The sequence below is a fragment of the Frankia sp. R43 genome, assembly GCF_001306465.1.
GTDB lineage: Bacteria > Actinomycetota > Actinomycetes > Frankiales > Frankiaceae > Parafrankia > Parafrankia irregularis.
The window spans coordinates 264,463-288,010 of record NZ_LFCW01000004.1 but is presented as its reverse complement, the minus strand read 5'-3'; the positions used below and the strand labels follow the sequence as shown (position 1 = coordinate 288,010).

General features: G+C 71.8%; 10 protein-coding genes and 2 pseudogenes. 8 read left to right on the top strand and 4 right to left on the bottom strand.

Going from position 1 to position 23,548, the window contains the following annotated elements:
- The first annotated feature begins 268 nt into the window (after nucleotides 1-268).
- The 6 genes from ACG83_RS18620 (at nucleotide 269) to ACG83_RS18595 (ending at nucleotide 16,385) form a co-directional block, all read left to right on the top strand.
- The gene (locus tag ACG83_RS18620; RefSeq protein ID WP_054567494.1) at nucleotides 269-2,293 is read left to right on the top strand and encodes a fatty acyl-AMP ligase; all 2,025 of its coding nucleotides are present in this window, start codon (nucleotides 269-271) and stop codon (nucleotides 2,291-2,293) included.
- Complete coding sequence (locus tag ACG83_RS18615; RefSeq protein ID WP_054567493.1) at nucleotides 2,290-10,152, top strand: type I polyketide synthase; 7,863 nt, start codon at nucleotides 2,290-2,292, stop codon at nucleotides 10,150-10,152. Before ACG83_RS18620 ends, ACG83_RS18615 begins: the two co-directional genes overlap by 4 nt.
- A complete protein-coding gene (locus ACG83_RS18610; RefSeq protein ID WP_054567492.1) occupies nucleotides 10,149-11,747 on the top strand; it encodes an acyl-CoA carboxylase subunit beta in 1,599 nt (532 codons plus the stop codon). Before ACG83_RS18615 ends, ACG83_RS18610 begins: the two co-directional genes overlap by 4 nt.
- A gap of 211 nt (nucleotides 11,748-11,958) precedes the next feature.
- Nucleotides 11,959-13,200: an alpha/beta hydrolase family protein gene (locus ACG83_RS18605; protein ID WP_235498007.1), complete on the top strand. Its 1,242-nt coding sequence runs from the start codon at nucleotides 11,959-11,961 to the stop codon at nucleotides 13,198-13,200.
- Nucleotides 13,201-13,235: 35 nt separating this feature from the next.
- Nucleotides 13,236-14,903, top strand: coding sequence for an MFS transporter (locus tag ACG83_RS18600; RefSeq protein ID WP_235498006.1), 1,668 nt, complete (start codon nucleotides 13,236-13,238; stop codon nucleotides 14,901-14,903).
- Nucleotides 14,904-15,185: 282 nt separating this feature from the next.
- The gene (locus tag ACG83_RS18595) at nucleotides 15,186-16,385 is read left to right on the top strand and encodes an ABC transporter substrate-binding protein (protein ID WP_054567491.1); all 1,200 of its coding nucleotides are present in this window, start codon (nucleotides 15,186-15,188) and stop codon (nucleotides 16,383-16,385) included.
- Between the two features lie 128 nt (nucleotides 16,386-16,513).
- On the opposite strand, the gene ACG83_RS18590 is transcribed toward ACG83_RS18595, so the two are convergent.
- The 3 genes and pseudogenes from ACG83_RS18590 to ACG83_RS47980 form a co-directional block, all read right to left on the bottom strand.
- Nucleotides 16,514-17,536: an SMP-30/gluconolactonase/LRE family protein gene (locus ACG83_RS18590; protein ID WP_054567490.1), complete on the bottom strand. Its 1,023-nt coding sequence runs from the start codon at nucleotides 17,534-17,536 to the stop codon at nucleotides 16,514-16,516.
- A gap of 23 nt (nucleotides 17,537-17,559) precedes the next feature.
- The gene (locus ACG83_RS18585) at nucleotides 17,560-18,885 is read right to left on the bottom strand and encodes a CdaR family transcriptional regulator (protein WP_054567489.1); all 1,326 of its coding nucleotides are present in this window, start codon (nucleotides 18,883-18,885) and stop codon (nucleotides 17,560-17,562) included.
- 82 nt (nucleotides 18,886-18,967) lie between these two features.
- Nucleotides 18,968-19,051: pseudogene (locus ACG83_RS47980) on the bottom strand (alpha/beta hydrolase); the annotation flags it as partial.
- Between the two features lie 658 nt (nucleotides 19,052-19,709).
- On the opposite strand from ACG83_RS47980, the gene fxsT reads away from it, so the two are divergent.
- Nucleotides 19,710-22,142 carry an FxSxx-COOH system tetratricopeptide repeat protein gene (gene fxsT / locus ACG83_RS42530; RefSeq protein ID WP_152991438.1) on the top strand — a complete coding sequence of 811 codons (2,433 nt, stop codon included), beginning with the start codon at nucleotides 19,710-19,712 and terminating at the stop codon, nucleotides 22,140-22,142.
- A gap of 373 nt (nucleotides 22,143-22,515) precedes the next feature.
- Here fxsT and ACG83_RS47975 read toward each other — a convergent pair.
- A pseudogene (locus ACG83_RS47975) lies at nucleotides 22,516-23,016 on the bottom strand (hypothetical protein); the annotation flags it as partial.
- Between ACG83_RS47975 and ACG83_RS18565 the strand changes: the two are divergent.
- Complete coding sequence (locus ACG83_RS18565; protein ID WP_054567485.1) at nucleotides 22,954-23,502, top strand: hypothetical protein; 549 nt, start codon at nucleotides 22,954-22,956, stop codon at nucleotides 23,500-23,502. The pseudogene ACG83_RS47975 and the gene ACG83_RS18565 overlap by 63 nt on opposite strands.
- Nucleotides 23,503-23,548 lie beyond the last annotated feature (46 nt).

Below are 23,548 nucleotides of genomic sequence, written 5' to 3'. Positions count from 1 at the left end.
TCTGGGTGGCGCGTCACCGAATGACGCCCTGCCGTGGCAGTTGCTCGTGAAGGTGCGGCTGCGGTTGTCGGGTGGGAGTATCGCCGAAGAATGTCCGGACTGTGTGGATAACGGCGTGAATTCGGTCCACTGAATTTGCGTGCCACACGATTCCGTGCTGGAGAAAATGGGGCACAGTATGGGGTCGAAACCTGACAGCTCTTTATCCTCCGCGGGGCGGGCCCAGCCGTCGTCCGCAGTCTCCGAAAGACGGCCCGGTCCAGCCACGGTGCCCGGCGACGAAGGCACGCTGGACGCAGCCGGGGCGCTGATCTGCGCGCGGACCCTGGACGAGCATCTGTCGGAGCAGGCGGCGGCTCGCCCCGACGACATCGCGATGAGCTTCGTGGACTACGGCACCGACCGGTCGGGAGTGGAGACGTCCACCACCTTCGGGCAGCTCGACGCCGCGGTGAGCGCCGCCGCCTGGCAGATAGCCCAGGCGGTGCCGGCCGGCGGCCGGATGGTGATCCTCTCCCCGCAGGGGCTCGGCTACGTCATCGCCTTCCTCGGCGCGCTGCGGGCCGGGGTCGTCGCCGTGCCGCTGTTCCCGCCGGACCTGATCGGCCACAGCGACCGGCTGACCGCCGTCTTCGACGACTGCGTACCCAACTGCGTGGCCACGACGACGTCCGTCCTGCCGTCCGTTCGCGCCTATCTCGAGACCCGCGCGCAGGCGGTGGCGATCTGCGTCATCGACGGCCCAGGTGCCCCCTCCGCCGGAACCGGCGAGCCCGCCGCGGCTGCCGCGCCCGCCGAGCCGGCCGCTTCGCCGGTTCTGCCGGTGCCGCCCGGCTGGGCGCCGGCAGGCCCGCGGCCCGGCCTGGACGACGTCGCCTACATCCAGTACACCTCCGGTTCGACACGGACCCCGTCCGGCGTGCTCGTCACCCACGGCAACATCGTCGCGAACACCGCGCAGGCGATGGCCGGCTACCGCTGCCATCCGGCCCGGAACACGGTGGTGAGCTGGCTGCCGCTGTTCCACGACATGGGCCTCGTGCTGGTCGTCGGCGGGACCGTGGCCGGCGGTGTCCGGTCGGTCCTGCTGGACCCGGTGGCCTTCCTGCAGCGCCCAGGCCGGTGGCTGCGTCATCTCGCCGAGAACCGCGGCGCGGTGGCCATGGCGCCGAACTTCGCGTTCGACTTCGCGGTCGACCGGGTCCGCCCGAAGGAGCGGGAAGGGCTGCGGCTGGACGACGTCTGGGTCCTGGGCAACGGGTCGGAGCCGGTCCGGCCCGCCACGCTCGAACGCTTCCTGGCGACCTTCGGCCCGCTGGGGCTGCGGCCGGAGGCGCTGTGCCCCTCGTACGGCCTCGCCGAGGCGACCGTCTACGTGTGCGGGGGTGTCAGCGGGCGTCCGCAGCGACCGGTGTGGTTCGACGCGGAGGTGCTCGCCGCCGGGCGCGCGCTGCCGGTCGACGAGTCCGAGCGGCCGGCGCAGCCGGGCATCCCCCAGCAGCAGGGGCCGCGGCAGCAGCAGGCGCCGCGGCCCGGCCCAGGCCGGGAGCCGGGGCAGGACCCGGAAAGAAGCCCGGAACAAGGCCCAGGGCAGGGCGCCCCGCAGCGGCGGCTCATCCCGCTGCTGTCCTGCGGCGTGCCGGCCGGGCAACGGGTCGCCGTGGTCGATCCGCAGGCGGGACGGCTCTGCCCACCCGATGTCGTCGGCGAGATCTGGGTCCGCGGGCCGAACGTCGCCCGGGGCTACTTCAACCAGCCGGCCCGCACCGAGGCGACCTTCGGGCAGCGGCTCGCGGCGCCGGCCGGCGAGCGCACGGCGGCGCTGCCGACAGGCTGGTCGCCCGATGGCTGGCAGGACGACGGCTGGTTACGCACCGGCGATCTCGGGATGGTCCACGAGGGTGCCCTGTACGTCACCGGTCGGTTGAAGGACCTGATCGTCATCGACGGGCGCAACCACTACCCGCAGGACATCGAGGCGACGGTGGAAGCCGCCCACGAGGCGGTGCGGCCCAACCGCTCGGCCGCGTTCACCGTCAGCACCGACCACGGCGAGGCCGTCGTGGTGGCCGCGGAGATCACCGCGGAGGCCGCCGGCCAGCCGGCCGAGGTGACCAGAATGGCCGGGGTGATCCGCGGCGCGGTCGCGGTGAGCCACGGGGTGGCGGTACGCGAGGTCGTGCTGACCCGCCCGGGCACGATCCCGCTCACGAGCAGCGGCAAGATAGCCCGGCACGCCTGCCGGGAGCGCTACCTGGCCGGCGCGTTCGCCGTCACCGGTGCGTCCCGGTGACCGACGCGCCCGGGGTCGGCACGAGCCCCGCCACCTCCCTGAGTGAAGCCGACCTGCTTCGCTGGCTTTCCGACCAGGTCGCCGCGAGCCTCGGGCTCGATCCGGCCGAGATCGACATCGACCAGCCGCTGGTGGACCTCGGGCTGTCGTCACGGGACGCGGTCGCGATGACCAGCGACCTGGAGGATCTGCTCGACACCGCGCTCGAGCCGACGCTGCTCTGGCAGCATCCGACGCTCGCCGCGCTGGCACGACGGCTGGCCGCCCCCGCCTCGGGAGCCGGCACCGCGGCTGACTCCGACCCGGTGAACGCGGACTCCGACCTGGTGGACCCGGACCGGGCGCACCCGGACACGGCCGGCGCCGACCTCGGCTCCCGCGATTCCGCGGGTGCCGCGGATCCCGATGATCCGGTCGAGGGTGACGCGCTGGCCATCATCGGGGTCGGGTTCCGGTTCCCGGGCGGTCCGCGGCATCCCGACGGGGTGACGCGGCCGGGCGAGCTGTGGGAGCTGCTGGCCCAGGGCACCGACGCCGTCTCGACGGTGCCGCCGGGGCGCTGGGACGAGGCCGACAGCGGCGTGCTCGGCACTCCAGGCCTTGCCGCAGGCGCCGCCGTGCAGACCGGCGCTGACGCCGTCGCCGGCGCTGACGCCGACGCGGACGTCAGCCAGGCGGTGCGCCGCGGCGGGTTCATCGGCGACGTGGCGGGCTTCGACGCCGAGTTCTTCGGTATCAGTCCCGCGGAGGCGGCGCTGATGGACCCGCGGCAACGCCTGCTGCTGGAGATCTCCTGGGAGGCACTGCAGCATGCCGGGCTGCCGCCGTCCTCGCTGCGGGGCAGCACCACCGGGGTCTTCGTCGGTGTCTCCAGCTCGGAGTACGCCCATCTGACCTTCGCCGACCCCCAGCGGGTCGAGGGCTGGACCTCGACCGGCGCGGCGACGTCGATCATCGCGGGCCGGCTGTCCTACCTGCTGGACCTGTGGGGACCGAGCCTGACGATCGACACCGCCTGCTCGTCCTCCCTGGTGGCCCTGCACGCGGCTCGCACCAGCCTGCTCTCCGGCGAGTCGTCGCTCGCGCTCGTCGCAGGGGTGAGCCTGCTGCTGTCCCCGGCGGTGAGCGTCGCGTTCGGCGCGGGCGGCGCGCTGTCCGCCGACGGGCGGTGCAAGGCCTTCGCGGCGGCGGCCGACGGGATCGTGCGCGGCGAGGGCTGCGGAGTCGTCGTGCTCAAGCGGCTGGGTGACGCCGAGCGTGACGGTGACCGGGTGCTGGCGGTGGTGCGTGGCAGCGCGGTCAACGCCGACGGCCGTTCGAACGGTCTGACCGCGCCGAACCCGGCCGCACAGGAGGCGCTGCTGCGGGCGGCCTACGGGCCGACCGGCATCGTGCCGACCTCGGTCGACTATGTCGAGGCGCACGGGACCGGCACGCCGCTGGGCGACCCGATCGAGGCGACGGCGCTGCGGGCCGTCCTCGGCGCGGGTGCGGGCCGTGACCCGCGCGAGCCGCTGCTGCTCGGTTCGGTCAAGACGAATCTCGGGCATCTCGAGGCCACCGCGGGCATCGCCGGGGTCATCAAGGTCGCGCTGGCGCTCGACCGTGGGGTGATCCCGCCCTCCGTCCACTTCGCGGCGCCGAACCCGCGCATTCCGTTCGAGGCGTCCGCGCTGCGGGTGGTGACCGAGCCGGTGCCCTGGCCGCGTTACGGCGGCCGGGCCCGCGCCGGTGTGTCCGCGTTCGGCTTCAGCGGCACGAACGCGCACGTGATCCTCGAAGAGCACGGCGACCGTGACGGCGGCACCCGCGGCGGATCCGACAGCGGCGCCGATCTCCGTTCCGATCTCCGTTCTGATCTCCGTCTCGAGCGGGGTGCCGAGCGGCGCGCGGGCGGCGGAGCCCGCCGCGGCCCGTGGACGTTGGCGCTGTCAGCGGCGTCCGCCGACCGGCTCGCCGGCACCGCGGCGGCCCTGGCCGACTGGCTCACCACGGCGGATGGACAGGCCAGCGACCTGGACGACGTCGCGTTCACGCTGGCACGGCGCTTCGACGTGGCGGCTCCCGCCCGCGCGGCCGTCGCCGGCCGGGACGGCGACGAACTGGCCGCCCGGCTGCGGGCGGTCGCCGCCGAATCCGACGCCCCCGGCACGACCAGGCTCACGCGGCCGGCCCGCGGCCACCACCCCACCGGGCCGGCTCTGCCCACTCAACCGGCTCTGCCCACTCAACCGGCTCTGCCCACTCAACCGGCTCTGCCCACCAGACCAGATCTGCCCGCGCGGCCGGACCTGTCCACGGGGTCGGTCTGGGTCTTCAGCGGCTACGGCTCGCAGTGGGCGGGCATGGGCCGGCGACTGCTGACCGACGAACCGGCCTTCGCCGCGGCCGTCGAGGACCTCGACAAGCCGTTCGTGGCGCGGACCGGCCTGTCCCTGCGCGGCCTGCTCGAACGCGGCGACGCGGTCGACGGCGTCGAGTCCGGGCAGATCATCCTGTTCGGGGTGCAGCTGGCGCTCGCCCAGCTGTGGCGTTCGGCGGGTCTGCGGCCGGCCGCGGTCATCGGCTTCTCCATGGGCGAGGTCGCGGCCTCGGTCGTCGCCGGCGCACTGGACGTCGAAAGCGGCCTGGAGGTCATCGCGACCCGGGCCCGGCTGCTGGGCTCGGTGGCGGCGGCCGGCGCCGGCGCCATGGCGGTCGTCGAGCTCACCGAGGCCGAGTTCGGGCAGCTGGCGGCCGACCTGCCCGGCGTCCACATCGCGATGCACTCCTCGCCGCGCCAGTGCACGGTCGCCGGCGACGCCGACCAGGTGACCCGGCTGGTCGCGGCGGTCGAGGCGCGGGGGCGGACGGCGCTGCCGATGAAGGTGAGCGGTGCCGGGCACTCGCCGGCCGTGGATCCCATCCTCGACGAGCTGCGGTCACGGCTCGCGTGGGTCCGCGGCACGCCGACCGCCGTCCCCTGGTACGGGTCGGTGCTGGACGATCCGCGCGAGGTGCCGCCGGGCGATGCCGACTACTGGGCGGCCAACGCCCGGCGCCCGGTCCGGGCGGTCCACGCGGTGCAGGCGGCCCTCGAGGACGGGGCGGTTCGCTTCCTGGAGGTCTCCCCGCACCCGATCGCCGGGCGCGCCCTGCGCGAGACGGCCCGCGACGGTGTCCATGTCGCCTCGAGCCTGCGGCGTGACCGTGACGACACGGTCGAGTTCCGGGTGAACCTGGCCGCGCTCGCGCTCGGCGGCGACGGCGACGCGCTGACTGCCCTGCTCAGCCCGGCAACAGATGCCGCGCCGACTGGCTCGGTGTCGGCTGGGACGGTGTCGGCTGGGACGGTGTCGGCTGGGACGGTGGCGCCGAGGCTGGTGGATGTCCCGGCCGCGCCGTGGCGGCACCGTCGGCACTGGGCCGCACCGGTCCCGGTGCCCTCCCGGACCGCGCCGGGACACCCGTTGCTGGGGGCGCACATCGAGATCCCCGAGTCGGGCCGGCACGTGTGGCGGGCCGACATCGGGACGGAGGCGCTGCCGTGGCTCGCGGACCACACGGTCCACGGGGTGGCCGTGCTGCCGGGTGCGGCCTTCGCGGAGATGGCCCTGTCGGCCGCGGCGGTGCTCGGGCGCGGCCGGCCGGTCGTCACCGACCTCGAACTGCTCGAACTGCTGCCCCTGGGCCCGCACACCGACGTCACCACGTCCGTGGTGGAGGACGGCCCCGGCGCCGCCTCGGGAACGATCGAGATCTTCTCCCGGCGGACGGCGGGCGGCGGTCGCTGGGTGCGGCACGCCACCGCCCGGATCCGGGTGGAACCAGCGGAACGTGCCCCGGACCAGGTCGCGGAGCACACCGCCAGCACGGGCCTAGCCGGCAGCGCTGGCGGCGCCGGCCGCTGCGAGGACGTCGACGAGGCGGGCACCGGCAGGTCCGTCGACCTCTACGGGGCGCTGCAGGCGGCCGGCCACCGGTACGGCCCCGCGTTCGTCGGCGTCACAGACGCACGCGTGACGTCCGGCCCGGCGACCTCCCCAGGAGAAGGCACGGCCCCGCCGGCCCCGGTGGGCCCGTCGGCCGGAGCACCGGTGTCGGCGTCGGCGTCGGCGCGGGTGAGCCTGCCGGCGCCCGCGCAGCCTCATGCGCACTACCGGATCCACCCGGCGCTGGGCGACCTCTGCCTGCAGACCCTGGGCGTCGCCGCCGTCGGCCTGTGGCCCGAGGCCACCGCCGGTGGCGTGCCGCTGCACCTGCCGGTGCGTATCGGCGAGCTGACCCTGCTCGACCCGCGCTCAGGCGGGCCGCAGGGCCGGCCGATCACGAGCGGGCACGCCACGGCGCTGCTCACCCCGGCCGCCGCGGGCGGCGACGACGAGGACGGCCTGATCGGCCAGGTACGGCTGTCGGCGGACGATGGAACGCCGTTGCTCGTCGCCCGGGACGTGGTCCTGCGCCCGGTGGAGGCGAGCGCCGTTCCGGTCCCGGTGTCCGCGCTGCTCTACGAGGCACGCTGGACGCAGGCTCCGCTTCCGCCGCTGCCGGTGCAGGGCAAGCCCGCGCAGCCGGGTCAGTCCGTCCCGTCCGCTCAGCCGGACCGGCCGGACCGGCCGTCGGCGACCGCTTCCCAGCCGCGTCTGCTGGTTCTCTCCGCGCCCAGGCCAGGCACCGACGACTCCGTGGACCGGGACGCGGTGGCCGCGCTCCTCGACCGGCGCAGCGGCTCACCAGGCGGGGTTGTCGCGCTCAGCACGACCGATGAGGGACGCATCGCCACCCTGGTCGGCTCCGGGCAGGTGCGGGGGGTCGTGCTGGTCGTCGCGCCGGCCTCCGGCGATGACGAGGCCTCACTCGGGGGGCGCCCGGAACCCGCGCCGGTGGGCCTTCCCGCCGGAACGGACCCGATGGCCGGCGCCGACCTGACCGCGGCCGTGGCCGCGTTGGCGAGGACGCTGGTCCGCCACGGCACCCAGCATCCGCCCCGGCTGTGGATCGTCACCCGTGGGGCGGCCGCGGTCGCCGACGGGGACCTGCCCGTGCCCTCCCAGGCGGCACTGCGTGGCCTGGTCCGTGTCCTGGCGCTGGAGCATCCGTTCCTGCGGACGACGCTGCTCGACCTCGATCTCGCCGCCGGCACCGGGGAGCTCGCCGGCACCGGGGAGGACGACGAGGCCGCGGCGCTCGCGCCGGTCGCGGCGGAGATCACCTCCGACGCGGCCGACGACGAGGTGGCCTGGCGTGACGGGCACCGGTTCGCCGCCCGGCTGACCCGCGTCGCCGAGGAGCCAGACGGCTCCGCTTCCCCGGCTGCGCCGGTGGAGGCGGCCGCGGTGCCGCTGGTGCGGTCGGGTTCCTACATCGTCACGGGTGGGCTCGGCGGGCTGGGCCTGCTGCTGGCCCGTCGGCTGGTGGACGGCGGGGCCTCCAGGGTCGTTCTGAACGGGCGGACTCTGCCCCGGGAACAGGATCAGGCCGACGCGGCACCGCCCGGATGGCGGATGATCCCGGGCCTCGGGCTGGCCCGGGTCGCGAACGCCACCAGGCCCGTTCCGCAGCCCGCCACCGCATCCGACGAACTCGCCGAACCCGCCGACGCCGCCGCGTCCGGCACCTCCGGCACGTCCGGGGAGATCACCGGCGGTGGGTGCGACATCGTCATCGTCACCGGTGACATCGCGCTGCCGGAGACCGCGGCGCGGCTGCTGACCGAGGCCACGGCCGGTGATCTGATGCTGCGGGGCGTCGCGCACGCGGCGGGAGCCCTGGCGGACCAGTCGGTCCTGGACCTGGATCCGGCCGCGCTGGCCGCCGTCTGGCGTCCGAAGGTCGTCGGCGGCTGGAACCTGCACGTGGCCACCGCGCGGCTGGCCGCGCAGACCGGTACGGAACTGGACTGGTGGCTGGTCTACTCCTCGGCGGCGGCGCTGCTCGGCTCGCCCGGGCAGGCCTCGTACGCGACGGCGAACGCCTGGCTCGACGCGCTGGTCGCACTGCGCCGCCGGAGCGGCCTGCCGGCGACGAGCATCGGCTGGGGTGCCTGGGCCCAGGTCGGGGGCGCCGCCGGGGTCACGAACGCGCTGCTCGAACCGCTGGTGCCGACGACGGCGATGGAGGCCCTGGAGACGGTGGTCGCCACCGGCCGGGCCCACACCGGGGTGGTGCGGCTCTCGCCGGCCCGTGCACTGGCGTTGCTGCCCGGCCTCGCTGATCTCGCCTTCTTCGCCGACGTGCTCGGCGCCGATCCGGGTGCGCAGGACGACTCCTGGCCCGGCGTCACAGCGCTGGCGGACCTGCCGCCGGCGCGGGCCCGAGCCGTGATCGCGGAGCGGCTGCGCGGCCGCGTCGCGGGGATCATGGGTCTGGAACCGCGGCAGGTGGATGCCGACGTCCCGCTGACGGAGCTCGGGTTCGACTCGCTGATGGCGATGCGGGCACGCAACGCCGTCGAGCACGACTTCGGCCTGCCGCTTCCGGTCCGTCTGCTGCTGCGCGGCGCCAGCCTCGGTGAGCTCCAGGCGCACCTGGTGGAGGCCCTCGGCCTCGCGTCGGACTCCGCGCCCGATGGGACGTCGCCGACAGGATCCACGCAGGCGCGGCCCGGTTCGGCGGGGACCGTACCGGCGGTGGGGGCCGTGCCGGCGCGGACCGCCGCGGTCACCGGGGAGGGCGAGGGCCGGGGAATGCCGATGGCTGCCCGGGAGCCGGCGGAGCGGTGGCTGGTGGCGCTGCTCGCGGCGACGGTCACGACGGAGCCGATCGGGGTGACCGACGATCTGGCCACGGTTCTCGGCCCGGTCGAGACCGAACGTTTCCTCGGGCTGGTCGCCGAACGTCTCGGCGACGGGGCCACCCATGCCGACGCGCGGGAGCGCGCGGAGCTTGCGGGTGCGCGCACGATCGAAGCGCTCGCCGAGGTGATCCGGGACCGTCTGATGGGCAACGCGGGGGCGGGCGTGCGCGTGCTGCGCGGTGCCGGTTCGCAGCCGCCGCTGTTCCTGTTCCATCCGGCGGGCGGTCCGACCGCCGTGTACGAGCCGCTCGTGCGGCTGCTGGATCCGCGGGTGCCGGTGTTCGGCCTGGAGCGGCTCGACGACATCGGGCAGGTGGAGCGCAAGGCCGCCGCCTACCATTCCATGATCCGAAAGATCGCTCCCGCGGGGCCGTATCGGCTGGGTGGGTGGTCCTTCGGTGGCCTGCTCGCGCAGGAGGTCGCGCACCAGATCGTCGCGGCGGGCGGCGAGGTCGAGGTCGTCCTGATGATCGACACGATTCTGCCGTTGCCGGCGCCGGCCGGGCTGTCCGCCACGGATCAGCTCCTGACCCGCTTCGGGCGGTTCGTCGACTACCTGCGCGAGGTCTACGGCGTGGACCTCGACCTGCCCTACGACGAGCTGGCCGGTGCCGACGACGCCGAGCAGGTCGAACGGATCTTCGAGATCCTCGCCGCCTCCGACATCGCCATGACCCCCGGTGTGCTGCACCACCAGCGGACCTCGTACCTCGATGCGCGGATCGCCGAGAACTACCAGCCGCGCCGCTACGACGGACGCACGGTGCTCTACCGAGCGGCCTCGCCCCACCAGGTGACGGTCGCGCTCGACCCCCGCTACCTGCGTGACGACGCCGACCTGGGCTGGGCGGCGACGGTGCCGAACCTGGAGATCGTCACGGTTCCCGGTGACCACACCTCACTGATCGACCGCCCGAACGTCGACGTGATCGCCCGGCACCTGTCGCGACTGCTCGCCCCAACCGCAACCGCAACTCCGGCTCCGGCTCCGGCTCCGGCGCCGGACGGGGCGGAGGATGATCCACGAGGGCCTGGCGGGGCGTCCGGTTCGGCGTCCGTGCCGGTGCAGCGGGGCACCCGGTGACCCGGGCGACGGCCGTGAGCGGCAAGGAGCTCGACCGCCGGCTGGCGCTCGCCGCCGCCGGCGGGTCGCCCCGCACCCTCGCCCGGCGGCGGGCCGAGGGCCGGATGAGCGCACGGGAGCGCATCGAGGCCCTGTGCGATCCGGGCACCTTCACCGAGCTCGACACCCTCGTCCGCAGCCGGGCTGACGGCAGCGGTGGCGGTGGCGGCGCGGAGGCCGCCCGCCCGTACGGCGACGGGCTGATCTGCGGCCACGGCCAGATCGGTGGCCGGCCGGTGTGCGTGTTCTCCCAGGACGTCAGTGTCTTCGGCGGCAGCCTGGGCGAGGCGTTCGGCGGGAAGATCATCAAGGTGATGGAGCTGGCGATGCGGGTCGGCTGCCCGATCATCGGCATCAACGACTCCGGCGGGGCGCGCATCCAGGAGGGTGTCACGGCGCTGGCGCGGTACGCGGAGTACGGCCGGCTCAACATCCAGGCCTCCGGGGTCATCCCGCAGATCTCGATGATCATGGGCTCGTGCGCGGGCGGGGCGGCGTACTCACCCGCCCTCACCGACGTGACGGTGATGGTGGACGAGACGTCCCACATGTTCGTCACGGGGCCGGACGTCGTGCGTTCGGTGACCGGGGAGGACGTCACCCTCGAGGAGCTCGGCGGGGCGCGCCACAACGCCGCCGCCGGGACGGCGCACTACGTGGCGACCGACGAGGCCGACGCCCTCGACTGGGTGCAGTGCCTGCTGGGCTTCCTGCCGGACAACGCGCTGAGCACGCCGCCCTCCTACCCCCGCCCCGGCCGTTCCGGCGGCTCGAGCCGGGACGACCTGACCGCCGCGGACCGTGCCCTCGACCGGCTGGTCCCCGACTCCGCCGGTGGCCTCCTGGACGTCCGCAAGGTCCTCGACGCCGTGCTGGACGACGGTGACCTGCTGGAGTTCCAGGAGCTGTTCGCCGGGAACATCGTGTGCGGGCTCGGCCGGGTCGACGGAGAGTCGGTCGGGGTGGTCGCGAACCAGTCGGCGGTGAGCGCGGGTGTCCTCGACATCGACGCCTCCGAGAAGGCCGCCCGTTTCGTCCGTTTCTGTGACGCGTTCAACATTCCGATCCTGACGTTCGTCGACGTACCCGGATACCTGCCCGGGCTCGACCAGGAGCGGCGCGGCATCATCCGCCGCGGCGCCAAGCTCCTGTTCGCCTACGGTGAGGCGACCGTACCGATGGTCACCGTCGTGCTGCGCAAGGCCTACGGCGGCGGCTACGCGGTGATGGGCTCCAAGCACATCGGCGCGGACATCAACCTGGCCTGGCCTACCGCCGAGATCGCGGTGATGGGCGCCACCGGTGCGGTGGAGGTCCTGCACCGCAGGGAGCTGCGGGCCGCCGGGACCGGACCGGAGGCGGAGCAGCTGCGTGCGCGGCTGACCGCCGACTACGAACGCACCGCGCTGTCACCTTACGCGGCTGCCGAGCGCGGGTTCATCGACGCCGTCATCCAGCCCCGTGAGACCCGGGCACGGATCCGCACGGGGCTGCTGTCCCTGCGGGGCAAACGCCCCGTCCAGCACCTCGGCAGACACAACAACATGCCCCTGTAACGGGATCTTGGAGAGCAACGAGATGGACACGACACCGGGGGCGGGTCCCGAGACGACCGGGACCGGCCCGACAGAGCACAGCGACGGCAGCCGCCCGACGGACCCGCCCCACGACCGCCGCCGGCGGCGATTAACGTCGCTGAGGACGTCCTCGGACGGCCCCGGATCGCAGCGACGCCACCGGGGCGGAGCCGGTGCGCCCAGGCGTGGCGTGCTGAGGCGCCCGTCGGGCGGGGCCCGTCGTGGCCTGCCGGCCCGGCTGCTCGCCGGTGCGCTGGCGCTGGCCGCGGTCGGCCTGGCGCCCGGGCTGACCGAAGCCGGGTCGACGGGGCCGGCCGGGCCGGGGACGGAAGCGGTCGCGCTCTCCACGTCCACCACCCGCGTCAGCGCGGCGACCCTGGCCGCACGCGTGCCGGGAACGGCCGTGGCGCCGCTGACCCAGGTCAACCGCAGCGTGAACGGCGGCAACAACCCGGTTGTCGGCCCGGTGCCCGCGACCGCCACCCTGGGCGTGCCGAACGCGGGAACCGTCCCGGTCATCGGTTCGGTGGCGGCCATGGCGGACGACGGCGCGTACGTCGCCTACGAGTCCCGGGTGGACGACCGCACCGTCGACCTCATGATCGTCTCGCCGGCGCTGAACGGGGCCGCCCCGGTGCGGGTGATCCTGCCCGCGGGCTGGGCGAGCAGCACGGCGCAGACCTGGCCGTCGCTGTACCTCATCCACGGGTGCTGCGAGAAGGCCGACTACCAGTCCTGGTCGGTGTACACGAACGTCCGCTCCTTCGCCGCCGACAAGCAGGCGCTGGTGGTCATGCCCAGCGACGGCTCCGCCGGCTTCGGGACGAACTGGCTCAACATCGGCGTGCTGCGCAAGGGCTGGGGCTACGACACCTTCCTGGCCACCGAGCTCCCGCAGATCCTCCAGCGTGGCTACCACGCCTCCGGCCGGGCCGCCATCGCCGGCGCCTCGATCGGCGGCTACGCCGCGTTCGCGCTCTCGGCGCTGCATCCGGGGGCGTACGGCGCCGCCGCGTCCTACAGCGGTGTCGTTGACACCATCGGTTTCCTCTCCTCGGGGCTGATCCAGGGCCTGCTGGTGCGGGAGGGGCAGATCTCCTGGGCCATGTGGGGGGACCCGGTGCTGTTCCTGGGGGTCTGGGCGAAGCGAAACCCCGCCGATGTGATCGCGAAGCTGCGCGGGATCAACCTCTACGTCTCGTCAGGCAACGGAACCCCGGGCCCGTTGGATGCCGCCGGCGCCAGCTCGGACCCCTTCGAGATGGCCACCAACAGCAACGGCCAGTCGTTCATCCGGTCGGCGAACGCGGGACAGCTGCCGGTGGTGACGGACTTCTACGGCAACGGCACGCACAGCTGGCGGTACTGGGACCGTCAGCTCGCCCGGTCCTGGCCGACGCTGGCCGCAGGCCTCGGCCTGCCCGCGGCCTAGCGCCGCACCAGCGGGCGACGGTTGGTTCGGTACCGGTGACAAGCATCGAAATGACGTCCATCCGGACGGACGAGGGCACAGCCGACCGCGCGGCTGCGCCTGCGGGCCGCCCGGTGGGTGGCCCGGAGACTCGGCGGCCGGGCCGGCCGGGCCGGCCGGGCCGGAGGGCGGGGCGGCGGCGACGGCAGCGGGCCGTGGACGGCGTCCTGCCCGGACGCAGGGCGATCGCGCCGATCGGGCTCGCGGCGTTCATCACCGCGCTGGACAACACGGTCGTGAACGTCGCGCTGCCCTCCATGCAGCGCGACTTCGCGCTGTCCGCGGCCGGGCTGGAATGGGTGGCGACGAGCTACATCCTCGCCTTCTCCAGCCTGCTGCTGCTGGGCGGACGTCTCACCGACCTGTTCGGCCGCTGGCGGGTCCTCCTGCTGGGGCTGGCGGTCTTCGCGGTGTTCTCCGGTGTCGCCGGCGCCGCGGACACCTCCCTCGCGCTGATCCTCGCGCGGCTGGCGCAGGGTGCGGGGGGAGCACTGGCGCTGCCGGCGGCGCTGGCGATCCTCGCGGCCGACCTGGACGAGCGGGATCGCCATCTCGGCGCCGGTGTCCTCACCGCCGCCATCGCGGTCGCGCTCGCCCTCGGCCCCGCCGTCGGTGGGACGATCACCCAATACGCCCACTGGAGCTGGATCTTCTACCTGAACCTGCCGGTGTGCGCCCTCGCCATGCTCCTGGCCGCGCGGGCGAGCCGCGGTCAGCCGTGGGGACCCGAGCACGCCGGCCGACGGCCTCGGCTCGATCTGCCCGGTGTCGTGCTGTCCGGGCTCGCGCTGCTGGCCCTCACGTATGCGCTGGTCGAAGGCAACACGCTGGGATTCGGGTCGGCCCGCATCCTGCTGTCCTTCGCTGTCGCGGCGGTGGCCGGCAGCCTGTTCCTGGTGATCGAGGGACGCGCCAGGGAGCCCATGGTGGCCCTGAACCTGTTCCGGCTGCGGGCGTTCAGCGGCGGAATCGTGGCCCAGGTCCTGTGGGGGCTTGGGGTGAACGGGGTCTTCTTCTTCACCGCCCTGTTTCTGCAGCTCGTGCTGGGTTACAGCCCCACCCGGGCGGGCCTGGCCTTTGTCCCGCTCGCGCTGGCCCTGATCGTGATGGTTCCCCCCGCCGGACTGCTGGCGCGCCGGTGCGGTGCGCACTGGACGGTGGCCGGCGGGCTGCTGATGGTGGCGGGCGGGCTGCTGATCATCGCCTGGATTCCGGTGGACGCCACCTTCGTCGAGCTCCTGCCGGGCCTGGTCGTCATCGGGGCGGGATCGGCCCTGACGACGCCGATGACGTCCCGGATCCTGGAGGTTCTCCCGGCCTCGACCGAGGGCATGGCCTCAGCTGTGCTCAGTTCCGCCCGTGAGGTGTCGGGCGTGCTGGGGGTAGCGTTGACCGGTGCGATTCTGCTTTCTCGGCAACGCGCACTGATGGCTGATGGCGCGGCCTTCCCGGAGGCATTCGTCGCCGGCTACGCCCGCGGGTTGGAGGTGTCGGCCGCACTGGTCGCCGCCGGAGCGGTTGTCAGCCTGCTTACTTTACGACGAGCTCCTCGGCATCGACGGCGCGGGGGAGCGCACCGCCTCGCCGGAGCCGCGGTTATAATTCCTCGCGCGCAATTCGCCGGCCCGGTTACGACCGGGCGGGCACGGCGCCACGTACGATGATTTCGTGGGAGACTTCTCACATCACAATCGCTATGCTCGCCTCAATGAGGCTTCTCCATCTCACGGTGCATGGTCGGGGCAGCCGTGCACGAGTCGGCGATGGAAAAGGCTCACTTCTGGGGGTGACAGCGTTCAGTGCAATTACGGATATCCGCCGGTTCCCGGCGCGGTGCTGCACAACCTGGCCGTGAGGCCTCGGCGCGGCCGGCCCGATGTCGCCCGGGCAGGCGCGCACGGCGGCCGCGGCGGCTCGCGGGAACCTCCGGCGCGGCGCTGGGACTGGTGCTTCTGCTCGTGCTGGCGGCCTGTGGCAGGGCCAGGAGCGACGCGTCGCCGCCGGTACCGGCGTGCACGACGCCGGGTTTCTCCGGCAGCACGGTGCGCGTCGGTCTGGTCTACCCGGACACCGGCCCGCTCGCCCTCCCGTTCAGTCTGGCGCGTAGCGGTTTCGAGGCCAGGATCGCGCTGGCGAACGAGGCGGGTGGCGTGCACGGGCGCCGCATCGAGGCGGTGCCGGCCGACGACGCCGCGCAGAAGGAGGCAAACCTGGCCGTGGCGCAGCGGCTGATCGAGCGGGAGAACATCTTCGTGCTCGCGGAGTTCACGACGGCGGCGTCGGGGTCGGCGGACCTGCTGGCGGCCAACGAAATCCCGGTGCTCGGCGTCGCGGCCGAGCAGGCCTGGAGCAACTACGAGAACATGTTCGCGGCGACCTACATCTACGCCTCCGAGGACTCGGTCACCACGTTCGGTGTCTTCGCCCGGGCGCAGGGCGTGACGCGGGCTGCCGTGGTGGAGGACCCGGTCTCGGACTCCGCGCAGGTTCTCGGGGACCAGATGGTCGCGAGCATGCGGTCGCAGGGTGTCGACGTGGTCTCCCGCATCCCGTATCGCCTGGGTACGACCTCGGCGGCGCGGACGGTGAAGGCCATCCGGGAAAGCGGTGCCGACGGCCTGATCGTCTCCATGGAGCTCGCCGGCCTGCGGGAGCTCCTGGTCGCCGCCCAGGAGGCGGGGGTCGGTTTCAAGATGGTGCTTTCCCCGCTCGCCTACGACCGGAGTGTGCTCGCCGACGGCCAGCGGTTCGCCGGGGTTTCCGCCTACTTCGTCCAGATCCCGTGGGAGTCGAAGGATCCCGCGCTGAAGACCTATCGAGACGCGATGGGCCGTTTCGCGCCCCAGGTGTCCGACCCGGACCAGAACCTCGTGCTGAACTCGTACATCACCGCCGACATGCTGCTTCGTGGCCTGGAGCTCGCCGGCCCCTGCCCGACCCGGGCATCGTTCCAGAAAACCCTGCGCGGGCTCACCGACTACGATGCCGCCGGGCTCATTCCCGGGGGAGTGGACTTCAGCACCAACCGGACCAGTCTTTCCCTGTGCTACCGCTTTGCCACGGTGAACGAGAAAGGCACCGCCTTCGAGAGCCGACGTGCCGCCGACGGCACCGAGCGGTGGTGCGGCACGCGCCTCACCGACTGACGGCCAGGCGCGGCTCCGTCCTGCTCGACCGACCGCCTGGCCCGGCCCGACCGCACGGCCTGACCGACCGCACGGCCCGGCTCCGGTCGACTCGTCGTCCCCGGCGGCCGGGCCGGGCCGCCGAGCGCTCACCCGGCAGGCGGTGCCAGCTCGTAGACGTTGCCGGCATGGCTGGTGACGTACAGCCGGTCGGCGCGGCACCCGCGGCCGTCCCCGGCCCGGACGGACGAGGCCTGCGCGAGCCCACGCGCGAGGACACACGTCATCCCCGTGGCCGGATCGATACGGACCACCTCGCCGGCGAGATACCGGGTGGTGATCAGCCCATCCGCGGCGACGGTCAGATCATCGGGGAAGGCCAGCAGCGGATGTGCGGCGACCCTGACGGCGTGGGCGGGGTTCGCGACATCGACACGCCAGGTCTCCCCGGCGAGGGAACGGTTCACATACAGCCATTCGCCGCTGGGGTCCAGCGCGATGCCGTTGGTTCCGTCCAGGGCTGACCAACGCGGGGTGACCACCCCCTGCGGGCTCACGTGGGTGACGGCCGAGGAGATGCCGAGCCCGAGGTCGATGGTCCGGGTCGCCACGAGGGCTCCGTCGGGCAGGCGCGCCAGCCCGTTCGGTGCGACCAGCCCGGTCGCGACAGTGGTGCGGTCGCCGCCGTCCACGCGGAGCCGGACGATCGTCCCGTCGGCGGTCCCGAGCAGGCCGGACAGCGCACTGGCGCCGGTGGCGACGTAGACCCACTGCCCGTCGCGGGCCAGCCCGCCGGCGTAGGGCAGGTCGGTGGCGAGCGGGGTCACAGCGCCGTCGGGGCTGAGCCGTAGCAGTTTGCCGGTGCTGTCGTTGGTGCTCACCAGCAGACCGCCCTGACCATCCGGGACAAGGTTCTCGGCGGTCCCGAGTCCGCTGGCCACCACCCGGGACGTCCACGTGGCACAGGCCGGACCGGTCTGACCGGTCTGACCGGCCGGCTCGGTGGAGGACGAGGTCGAGGACGCGGGTGAGGACGCAGGTGAGGACGCGGCGTGCGCGGGCACGGCCAGGAAGGCAGCCATGACAGCGCCCGCGGCCGTCACGGCCAGCGCTCGGGCGGTGGCTGGGCGCCGGGGCGGTCTGGTCGAGGTCTGCACGGCTGCCGTCCGCACGGCGTCCTCCTGGAGGAGTCGGGCTACGGGAGAAGCACCGACGGGGTCGTGCCGGTGCGGGCGAGGGCGAAGGCGATCCGCAGCGCGCTGGCGTCCCGGTACCGGCGTGGATCTCGCCCGGTCAGGGTGACGATCTTCGTGATGCGGTAGCGCAGGGTGTTGACGTGCACCGGCAGGCTGCGGGCGGCGGCCTCGGGGGAGCCGTCGCAGCGCAGCATCGCGTCCACCGTCTCCACCAGCCCGTGGCCGGCGCTGACGAGCGGGTCCACGCAGGTCGCCACCAGCTGCCGGGCGGCCTGGGTGTCCCCGCACAGCACCCGCTCGACGAGCAGATCCTCGGTGCTGACCACCGCCGGGTTCCCCGGCCAGGCGGCGAGCGCCCGCAGTCCGGACAGCACCGCCGCCGTCGCGGGGCCCGCCCGGGCCACCGACGCGACCGGCTCGCTGATGACGATCCCCGGGCCGGCGAGGCCGTCGACCAGCCCGCGTAGCCCGGCGACCAGGTCGACCGGAGCGCCACCCTCCATTGTTGTGCCCGCACCACCGCGGCTTCCGCCTCCGGTGCCGGTGCCGGCAGCGACCGCGGCAGCCGCCGGGTCCGCGGCGAACACCGTGGGCCCGCCGCCGGTCGCGGCCGTCGCGGAGGAGGGCCCCTGGACGGCGATCACGACCACGGCCTTCCCGCGGGCCGCGGCGCAGGAGACCAGCCCGAGACGGCCGGCAGTCCGGGCGATCTCGTCGAGCAGCGGGTCGGCCCCGCCCTCGGGCGGGTTCATCCCGAGGATGCGTACCGGGAGCCCGAGCGGAACCACGTCGGCGGCCCGTGCCGCGATCTGGTCCTCACGCCCGTCGACGAGCGCCTCGAGCAGCAGCGCGCGTCGACCCGCCACCGCGCGGCCCCGGTGCTCGGCCGCCTTCGCGTAGACGGTCGCCGCCTGGAACGCGACCTCGCGGCCGTACCGCTCCAGCTCGGCGCGCAGCACCGCGGATGTGGCGGGGTCCAGGGCCTCGTCCGCCTCCGCGTTCGCCACGCGCAGGACGACGTCGACGGTGACCTGGAGCAGCTCGACGGTCTGGTCGAACGAGATCTGCCGGGCCACCTCCGCGGGCACTCCGGAGAAGATGTTCTGCAGCGAGGGCGCCCGTGCCGCCACCAGGCTCTGCGCCATCGTGGCGATCTCCTGGTGCGCGATGAGCCGGACCCAGGACCGGCTGTGCGCGGACAGCCGGGTGTACCACGGCAGGCCGCCGAACGCGGCGACCACCGTGTCGGACAGCCGCCCCACCGACTCGTAGAGCCACGCGGACGCGGACGCGCCCGGAGCCGCCGCATCACCGCCCGGCGTCACCGGCGACCTCGACCAGTGCGCTCGTGACCGCCACCGGCTCGGTGATCATCAGATCGTGGCCGGTGCCGAAGGACCACAACCGACCGGCGCCGCGTAACCCGCGGGCGACGGGCTGGTAGCACCAACCGCCACGCCCGCCCCCGTGCACCAGGACATACGTCGCCATGACGGTGTCTCCTCGGATCCGGACCCGGTCGAGGAACCACCCGGTCCACGGCCAGCAACGTGATTTTCCAGACAAACATAGTACGGAGGCGTGTGCAGCGTACGGGTGCTCAACCGGTCTGGTGCTACCCACCACGCAGCACATGCCATACACGCCATGCGTTGCGTGCATGGCTGGTTGCGGCGCGGGGCCCAGGGGATGGCTGGTGGCGGTGGTGAGGTCGTGGCGACAGTTGCGAGCGGTCCGCGCGAGGGATGCCCAGGGCCGACCAGGTGGATTCGGTGGAGTGGGTTTGACTCTGGGTATGCCCTGGCCAGGGTCTCCGCTGGCTGTGGCTGCCGTGGATCTCATCGTCGCGCGTGGAAGTTGTCGATGTTACGGGACTGGTAGGTGCATCCTCGAGTGTCCGTAGGTGCTCATCGGACACGAGTGCATTGCCTTCTGGTCGCTGTTCGCTGTCGATGCAGCATGCCTGCCTATCCGGTTAGGGCAGGGAAAGTTGTTTCTGGTCTCCCGGCCCTGACTTCGTGGTACAAACGCCGACATTTGTCGGTCGTCCACGACGGAAACAGGCCTGGGTGCGAGGTGGCGCGATCCATGTCATCTTCTTTACCATCGCGCTCTAATCTGGCACGCTGATGACGTGAGCGAAAGGTCGGTGGGTGAGCATGTCCTCGGCTGGCGGTGGGACGTGGCGCTGTCGTACGCCAGTGCACAGCGCGGCTATGTCGAGCGCGTCGCTGCGGCACTGAAGGAGCGCGGGGTCCGCTGCTTCTTCGACGCCGACGAACAGGTCGAGTTGTGGGGGCGGCTGCTTGCGGAGGAGCTGCCAAGGGTCTACTCGGTGGAAGCGGCGCTTGCAGTGCTGTTTGTTTCGGCTGACTACGCTGCGCGCGACTGGACGAACGTGGAGCGCCGCGCGGCGCTGCGTAGGGCGGCACGGGAACGACGAGAGTACCTTCTACCGGCACGGTTCGATGACACTCGGCTACCAGGTCTGCGTGCAGACCTGGTAGCCGTGGACCTGAGTAGTCGGACTCCTGAACAGTTTGCCGAGATGATCGTCGCAAAGTTGGATCGCTTAGGTCTGAGTGGAGTCCGGAAGCTTGGAGATGTGGGAAGTGAGAAGCCTCGGGTGTGGAATCTGCCGAGCCGTCTGAGGACATTCACTGGGCGTCAAGACCTGTTGCGACAAATCGGGTCACTGCTGGGATCCGATGGTTCCGTGGCTCTGGTCCAGCCTGCGGCGGCTGCGCTGCACGGGCTTGGTGGAGTCGGAAAGACCCAGCTTGCGATCGAGTACTGCTACCGCTACGCCGATTCTTACGACGTTGTGTGGTGGGTGGACTCCGAGGAACCTGCCCTGATTGCAGACAAGATCGCGCCCCTCGCGCAGCAGTTGGGATTGGCGAGTCTAGGAGCGGTGGACCTCGATGCCGCTGCGGCACTCGATTCGCTGCGTCATCGAGACCGCTGGCTACTTGTCTTTGACAATGCTGTCCGGCCTGAGGACATAAATCACTGGATTCCTGGCGGCAGCCACGGGCACATTCTGGTAACGTCTCGCAACCCGACGTGGGGAGCTATCGCCAGCAGGGTCGCGGTCGATGTCCTTCCGCAGTCAGAAGCCCTTGCATTGCTGCAGATGAGGATCCCAAATCTCGAGAAGCAGGATGCGATCCAACTTGCTACTGAGCTCGGTGGTCTGCCGCTCGCGCTGGAACAAGCTGCTGCATATATCGAGCGCACTCAGGTGCATCCAACTGTCTATCTTCGACGATTTCGTGACCGGCGCTCATCCATGCTTTCCCTTGGCGAGGACCTCGCATACGGCGGGACTGTTGACACTGCATGGTCGTTGACCCTTGCCCAGCTTGATGGCGCAAGTCCGGCCACGATCGGTCTGCTGCGGTTGTGTGCCCTCCTAGCCCCTGAACCAGTTCCACTCAACCTGTTTACTGAGCACCCAGAATTGCTACCTGACTCGGTTCGCTCGATTGTAGAAAATCACCCCGAGATTGCGATCGATGAACAGGTCGCTGTGGCGCTAAGCTACTCGATGTGTCAGCGCCACGGCGACTCCCTACAGGTTCACCGGCTGGTGCAGACTGTTATCAGTGGCCAGCTTTCAGATATCGAGCATTCTAGATATCTCGATTCAATTCAGCGGTTGCTGGCCGCTGCGGCACCCTCAGATGCAGATGACCCGGCGACCTGGCCGAAATGGTCAATGCTCGGCGCGCACCTCTTGGCGGTAGTGGGACAGGACGATGGCCGATCGGAGTCCCACGATCTGCGCCAAGCCGTAGATCGCTTCTGCTGGCACCTCTATACGAGTGGTGACTACCAGGCTGCCCGGCATGTCAATGGTGATTTGCTCGGGCGGTACCGAGCCGCGCTTGGCCTTGATCACCCGGACACTCTGAGCATGGCAAACAACCTTTCGGTCGCGGTTCGAGCACTCGGCGACTTCCAAATGGCAGAGGAACTCGATCGCGATACTCTAGCTCGGTGTAAACGATCTCTTGGCCCGGACCATCCAGCCACTCTGCGGGTTACTAATGATCTGGCGGCCGATCTCAGTCACAGTGATCCGGAGGTGTCGCGAGACATACACAAAAACAATCTTGCTGCGTGTCGCCGCGTCTTGGGTGAAGATCATCCGCGAACCATCAATTCGGCTAACAATCTTGCGATCGCGCTACGCGAACTCGGTGATTTCAGGTCTGCCTATGAAATAGACCGGCAAGCCGTGTCGGACTATCGAAGAATTTATCCCGAAGGTCATCCGGTCATTTTGATATCTTTGTGTAATAATGCTCTCGACCTGCAAGGCCTCGGTCGCCATCACGAAGCCCGCAGGCTCCATGAAGACGTCCTTGCTCAGCGTATGATCTACCTGGGTCGAGACCATCCTGTCACGCTAAGATCCCAGGGATACCTCGCCGACGCCATGCGAAAATGTGGTGAGATGGAGGGGGCTCGAATCCTTGTCGAGGACACGCTGAAGCGTAGGCTGCGCGTCCTCGGTGAAATGCATCCACATACTCGCGCATCGAGAGAGATGCTGGAAGAAATGGTCAAGCCATGAGAATCCTCCCTTTTTCTTGACGATCTTTGTTTGCCTGGCCTGTGCAGGCGTTCATGATGACGGAATGGCTAAGTGAGGTTCACAGCCTTCTGGCGACGGCCGTTCGTCTACGAGGTCTACAGCGACAACCGTTTCCGCACCTGGGCGGCCGAGGCGTTCGGGACAGTCTGATAGCGGGCGCCGTGCACCCCGTGCTCCGAGAGCTGTAACGGTTGCCAGGGCGGGGCCACTGCATCCTCCAGGGAGGTGATCGCTTCCGCGTGGTACGTGTCGGTGTTGCCGGCGGTCTTCCGGCCGCGTCGGGGCGGTCGTAGGTGAGCGAGATCCGGAAGGCGCCGCCCTCGCGGGCGTCGAACTCGTGCAGCCGTGCGCTCATCCCGTCCGGGAACCGCCACCGGACGATTGCCGCCGGGTCGATCAGTGCCCGGTACACCGTGGCGCGTGGAGCGGCGAGCGGACAGCTCAGTCGCAGCGAATACACGGTCCCGAAGGTAGTGGCGGTCGCCGCGGGTGGGCCAGTCCCGCCGGCGGATGACGTTCTCGGCGCGCCGCCGAGGGATTCGGATCCGGCATAGGTCGATCTGGCAGGCACGTTCGAGCCATGCCTGAAACATGGCCGCGAAAGCCTGCGGTCAGTGGGCCCGGGGGCCCGAAGCCCGCCTGGTCCCCCGGTGCAGGGACCTGCGGCATCCGACAACGGTGCTCTTCGCCGTGGGCCGGTGCTCACCGCCCGCGTAGCTTGGATGACCGGCCGGCTTCCCGCCCGTCGCACCAGGCATCTGACCGCGCCATCCGGAAGGGAAAGATCGCAGTGATCATAGCGCTCATCCTGGTGTTTCCTTTCGCACTGATGGCGATGATGCTGGGCATGCATGCCATCGAGGCGGCGCTGACGCGGGTGGCCGCTCCGGCCCGGCTACCAGCCGGCGAACGCGGCCCCGCCGCGGTGATGCGTCCGTCCGCCGGTCGCCTGTCCGTGGTGCCCACACAACCCGCCCGGGCTCGAGGCGACCGTCCGTCGACCGCCTTCGTGCCGGATACCCCCACCTCCGTGCGCCTTTCGCTGGTCACCGCGGCGCCGGATCGCCCTTTGGCAGCCGGTTCGCCGGATGCTCCCGCACCCGCCGAGCCGTCGGGCACCGACTGGGCCGAGGCTGCGGGGCCCGCGGCGCTGAGGCTGGCGGAGCCCAGGCCCGCGACCGTGGATGCGGCGACGCCCAGAACCCCGACGCCCAGAACCCCGACGCCGAGAACCCCGGCGGGCAAGACCCCGACGCCCAAACTCCCGGTGTCGAAGCCCGCGGTGCCGCGGCAGGTCGTGCTGTCGGTCGTCCCGTCGGTGCTGCCCACGGGCGGTTAGGACGCGGCCACGCGTATCGCGTGCCGTGCGGGCGGACGGGCTGGCC